Source organism: Algibacter sp. (assembly GCF_049667265.1).
In the GTDB taxonomy this organism is placed as follows: domain Bacteria; phylum Bacteroidota; class Bacteroidia; order Flavobacteriales; family Flavobacteriaceae; genus Algibacter_B.
The window spans coordinates 1-5,604 of record NZ_JBATHX010000493.1 but is presented as its reverse complement, the minus strand read 5'-3'; the positions used below and the strand labels follow the sequence as shown (position 1 = coordinate 5,604).

Annotated in this window: 4 protein-coding genes; 2 read left to right on the top strand and 2 right to left on the bottom strand. The window is 32.9% G+C overall.

Annotated features, from left to right (window positions below):
* A partial coding sequence (locus tag WBN21_RS16840; RefSeq protein WP_424202352.1) for a hypothetical protein occupies positions 1 to 977 on the top strand: 977 nt, incomplete at its 5' end.
* Positions 978 to 1,059: 82 nt separating this feature from the next.
* Here WBN21_RS16840 and WBN21_RS16835 read toward each other — a convergent pair.
* Positions 1,060 to 2,178 (bottom strand): ATP-grasp domain-containing protein, encoded by a 1,119-nt coding sequence (locus WBN21_RS16835; RefSeq protein WP_424202350.1) that lies wholly within the window; start codon positions 2,176 to 2,178, stop codon positions 1,060 to 1,062.
* A 34-nt stretch (positions 2,179 to 2,212) separates the two neighbouring features.
* Positions 2,213 to 3,229, bottom strand: a complete 1,017-nt coding sequence (locus WBN21_RS16830) for a threonine aldolase family protein (protein WP_424202348.1) — start codon at positions 3,227 to 3,229, stop codon at positions 2,213 to 2,215.
* 200 nt (positions 3,230 to 3,429) lie between these two features.
* On the opposite strand from WBN21_RS16830, the gene WBN21_RS16825 reads away from it, so the two are divergent.
* On the top strand, positions 3,430 to 5,565 hold the full coding sequence (locus WBN21_RS16825; protein WP_424202346.1) for a DUF7467 domain-containing protein: 2,136 nt from the start codon (positions 3,430 to 3,432) through the stop codon (positions 5,563 to 5,565).
* The last annotated feature ends 39 nt before the right edge of the window (positions 5,566 to 5,604 follow it).

The following is a 5,604-nucleotide window of genomic DNA, read 5'->3' as shown; positions in this document are numbered from 1 at the left end:
CATTAGAACTAAGCTTACCAGATAATGTTAATGTACATGTAACTGAAAAACCTGGAACTAATGCTTACTTTACAGTAGATATTACTGGCTCAGAATTAGCTGGTACTGGTATCGCTGCTTGGTGTGTAGATCAAGATTTAAGTTTGTATATAAACGAATCAGCTGAATTTTCTGTATACTCTTCTTACGAAACACTTCCTGCAAATGAATTTGAGGTTCCAGAAAACTTTGAATTAGTAAACTGGCTTTTAAACCAAACTATTATTGGTGAAGCAAGTGTTGCTGGAGGAAATTATACTTTCGGTCACGTACAATACGCTATTTGGTTACTTGTTGATGAGTCTGTATGTGTTGAGTGTTCTGCGTTAGCTGCGCCTGGTGAAGCTTCTTGGACTAGTAATTCAGCCGTTAATGTTGCAATGGCTGAAGAAATTGCTCAAGCTGCAAGAGATAATGGTGCTGACTATGTTCCAGGATGTGGAGAAAAAGTTGGTATTATTCTTAACCCTGCAGGAAAACAAGCAATTATGATTATGGTTGATGTTCCTGAAATGGAAGTAGGATGTTCTGATTGCGAAGGAAAAGTTACTAGCCTAGATTTAGAATTTGATTGGGGTTGTGCCAAGAAAATTGACATCTTACAAAGAGATGAGAACTCATGTTACGGAAAATGGATATATAACAACAACAATGTTCAACCAAATGGGGAAATTAACCTAACTGGTGGTAATAGCGATGGATCATTCGGTAGATACATTTACATATACATTAACAATTGCTACTACACAAAAATTAAAACTGATTGTGATGTTAATATAGGACCTGGATATGAGAAAGGTGTATTTAATGTAATTAGTGGAGAAAGCAGTAACGGAGGTGAACTTTGTGAATATGTTAAACCAGATTACAATAAATGTTACAGACACTGGGGTTGTAAATACCGTAGCAGCTGCAGATACAGTAGTGGTGGACATTAATAAAATATAAATTTTTATATAAAAAGGAGGCATTTATTAAATGCCTCCTTTTTTTTTGTTTTAAAGAATATAGCATATGATTTTAAAGAAAATTCTTTTTAAAAACAGCGTATAATTTATAAATAATAGGTAAAGGATCTTTTAATTGAAATCGAACAGGAGAATGATTATAAATATACTTTAATCTGAAAATAAAGAATGGGTTTTTCTTAAAGCTTCTGGCTAAACCCTCTAAACTTAAATATGATATAGATTCTGTTTTATGCAACTCAATTTCATTCCCTAAAGAGGAAAGACAATACAAATATGGATAGTTTATACCGGCAATTGATGAGGCATCTGTACCCAACCAAAATCTAGTATTTATTTCGATGACCTTAAATACTTTGTTTGTTTCATCATAGCGCCAATCAATATTTGCAACTCCCGACCAGTTCAAACTCTTCATGAGTTTTTTTGTGCTTTCAATTAATTCTTCGTTTTCAATAAAATCAAAACCAATCTGCGGCGTTAAAATACCATCTCTAAATAAAGTGCCTTTTTGAATAGAATAGGCTATTAATTCTCCATCTTTACACAACACATTGCAGCATAAGTCGTAACCTTCAATAAACTCTTGAATTATGGTTTTACAAGTGAATTTATTCGTTTTATAATAATTTAAAACAGCGTCCTTCGTTTCAACTATTTCAATTCCTTTTCCTCCGCCTCCACCAAAAACAGGTTTGATTAACAATGGAAATTTTAAATTTTCAATTTCAGGAAGCTCATCCGGCTTAACAATTAAACTTTTAGGACAAGGTATATTATGTTCATTAAGATGTAAATACAATAAATCCTTATTTCCTGCAGCATTAAGGTTTTTAATATTTGGTAAATCACATAACTTATCGGAGTACTTTATAAGGTGTATATTTTCAACAATAGTTTTAATACTCATTTCGTATATAGGCAGTACAATATCAATATCGTGCTTTTCTACTAGGTGATTTATATGGCTTATCCAATTACTACAATCTGATTCTGGGTAATAAATATATGTATCTATATACCTGGAGTATTTCATGTGGTCGTTTTTCTTAGATGACATCACATAAACCTTAACATCTTTTACAAGTGATAAACAATTAATTATATATAATATAACATGAGTTTCTCCATCTGGAATTAATACTGAAATTTGGTTTTTATTATTTTTCACTTACCGAACATTATCAAATTCTTATCTTTCATTGCTAAAATGAAGCTATTAAACCAATCAATTTATTATGCATAATATCTGTATAATCTAAATGAGTCACCATCCTTAATTTACCACCACCCATGCTAATAATATAAATACTTTTATTAGCTAATTTTTTTACAAACATCTTCTCATCAATACCGTCATTAAGTTCAAAAATAACAATATTTGTTTCTATGGGTTCAATACTCTTAATAATCGATAATTTTGCTAACACCTCACCTATTTCTTTAGCTCTAATATGATCCTCTTTTAATCGATCTATATTGTTTTCTAAAGCATACAAACCGGCCGCAGCCAAATAACCTGCTTGCCTCATATTTCCTCCAAATATCTTTCTAATTCTTATCGCATCTTTCATAATACCAGTATCACCAACTAATAAAGAACCAATAGGACATCCTAATCCTTTACTTAAACAAACCGAAATAGTATCGAAAACTTCACCATACTGCTTTGTGTTTTCGTTTTTCACTACTAATGCATTCCATAAACGCGCACCGTCTAAATGAAACCCAAGGTTATTATGAGTACAAATCGTCTTTATTTTCAAAATCTCATTGAAATCCCAACATGCTCCGCCGCCTTTGTTTGTAGTATTCTCTATTTCAACTAAGCTCGTTTTGCTGTAATAATATGCGTCTGGATTTATCGCTTCTTCAACCTGTTTAGCAGTAAACATACCTTGAATACCATCTATCAATTTACATGACACACCACTATTAAAAGAAGCTCCTCCCGACTCATAATTATAAATATGAGCATACTTATCACAAATTACTTGATCTCCTGGATTTGTGTGCAATTTTAATGCGGTTTGATTAGCCATTGTTCCACTTGGAAAAAAAAGTGCATCCTCTTTACCAAACATTTCTGCGACCTTGCGCTCTAATTTATTAACAGTTACATCTTCTCTAAAAACATCATCTCCGACTTGGGCTTGCATCATAGCTTCTAGCATCTGATGCGAAGGCTTAGTAACCGTGTCACTTCTTAAGTCAATAGTCATATATTATAAATAAATTTAAATCTATGAAGAATTCATCATATATGAAAACAATACTTTTAGATTAATAAAATCATATATCGTTTAAAATTAACTTTTTAACGATTTTATTAAACATACCAACCATAAAACTATGACTTCTTACCGCTTATAGTTTAACTTTAAACTAAATTGTTTATTAATCAATAACAAAATCAAAAATTATGAAAAAAATTATTTTTAGCATTGTGGCGATAAGTTTATTATTTCTATCATGTGATCAAGAATTTATTGAAAATATAGAGGAGGATACTTCTTCATTTTCATTGACAAGTAAGTCAACTTCAGCAAGAACTTCAATTTCTTGTACCCCTGACTTAGAAGCTTTAGAATTAGGATTACCAGATGTTGTTGAGGTACATGTAACTGAAAAACCTGGGGCTAATGCTTATTTTACAATAGATATTTTAGACACTAATCTTGCTGGAACAAATTTAGAAGCTTGGTGTGTTGATCAAGACCTAAGTTTATATGCAAATAATAAAGCTGATTTTGTTGTATACTCTAGCTATGAAACACTACCTCCTGGAGAATTTGAGTTTCCAGAAAACTTTGATTTAGTTAATTGGATGTTAAACCAAAATTTTATTGGTCAAGCAAGTGTTAGTGGTGGTAATTATACATTCGGACATGTACAATATGCAATGTGGCTACTTGTAGATGATTCAGTATGTATTGAATGTTCTGCTCTAGCTGCGCCTGGTGAAGCAACTTGGACTAGTAATAGTGCTGTTAATGTTGCTATGGCTCAAGAAATTGCTCAAGCTGCAAGAGATAACGGTGAAGATTTTATTCCTGGATGTGGACAAAAAATTGGTGTTATTTTAAACCCTTCTGATAAACAAGCTATAATGATTGTTGTTGATGTTCCTGAAAAAGAAATAGAAGAGGAATGTTTTGAATGTGAAGGAAAAGTTACTGAATTAGAGTTACAATATAATGGTGATGAAGTTGCAATCGTTAGAGTTGAAACTAAAAAGGAGGGCGAAAATGGTGAAAAAGTTGTTTTTGAAGGAACTTTAAGTCCAGGTGAAACATTCAGTTTTGTTGGTAACGACAAAAAAGGAACCTTAGGAACGGAAATCAAAATTTATGTAAATTATGATTTAAACACGGAAATACACACAAGTTGTTCAAAACCAATTGGTCCTGGATTAGTGAGTGGAGATTTTGAAGTTATAAGTGGGTCAAGTCGTGAAGGCGGTAAATTATGCCCAGTTGATACACCTCCAGGAGGTGGAGATGATTGCTCAGAATGTGAAGGTAAAGTTACTAGATTAGATTTACAATATAACGGCTCAGGTTCTGCTTTTATTGAAGTTGTTCAAAAGAAAGAGGGTACAGCTTTTTCTGGAAATGTGAACGCTGGTGAAACATTTAGTTTTTATGGTAGTGATAAAAAAGGAACGTTAGGAACGGAAATCACTATTTACGTTAACGGTTCCGAAGCACAAAAGATACATACAAGTTGTTCTGTACCTATTGGTGCAGGTTCTGTATTTGGAAATTTTACTGTTATTGGTGGAGCAAGTCGTGAAGGTGGTGAATTATGCCCTGTTGACACACCTCCAGGAGGTGGAGATGACTGCTCAGAATGTGAAGGTAAAGTGAATAGATTAGATTTACAATACAACGGCTTAGGTTCTGCATTTATAGAAGTTGTTCAAAAGAAAGATGGCACAGCTTTTTCTGGAAATGTGAACGCTGGTGAAACATTTAGTTTTTTTGGTAGCGATAAAAAAGGAACGTTAGGTACGGAAATCACTATTTACGTTAATGGTTCTGAATCACAAAAAATACATACGAGTTGTTCTGTACCAATTGGTGCAGGATCTGTATTTGGAAATTTTACTGTTATTGGTGGAGCAAGTCGTGAAGGTGGTGAATTATGTCCTGCCGATACACCTCCAGTAAGCAATGGATGTGATTGTGATGGTAAAATTGTTAAAATGAAACTAATATACGATGGACCTAATAGTGCGACTGTAACTGTTGCTGGTGAAAATGGCTCTGTTTTAAAAACGTTTACTAATGTTTCAAATGGCGACATACTTTTAGCAGATTTAGGTAATGTTGGTAAATGGTGGTATTGGTCTGTTGATGGAAATTTACAAGCAAGTATCCACACTAGTTGTTCTGATGATATCTTAGGAAATGAAAACTCAACTAAAAGTGTTTTTGGAAATCTTGGAACTTTCCCTGATCCTGCTGATAATATTGGAGAAAAAAATGACGGAACGTTTCTAGTTATTAGTCATACTGATGAAAACGGAAACACATGTAATCTTAACGTGGGTTAGTATTTTAAAAAGTAAGTCATTCTATTATTAAGTTAGCAC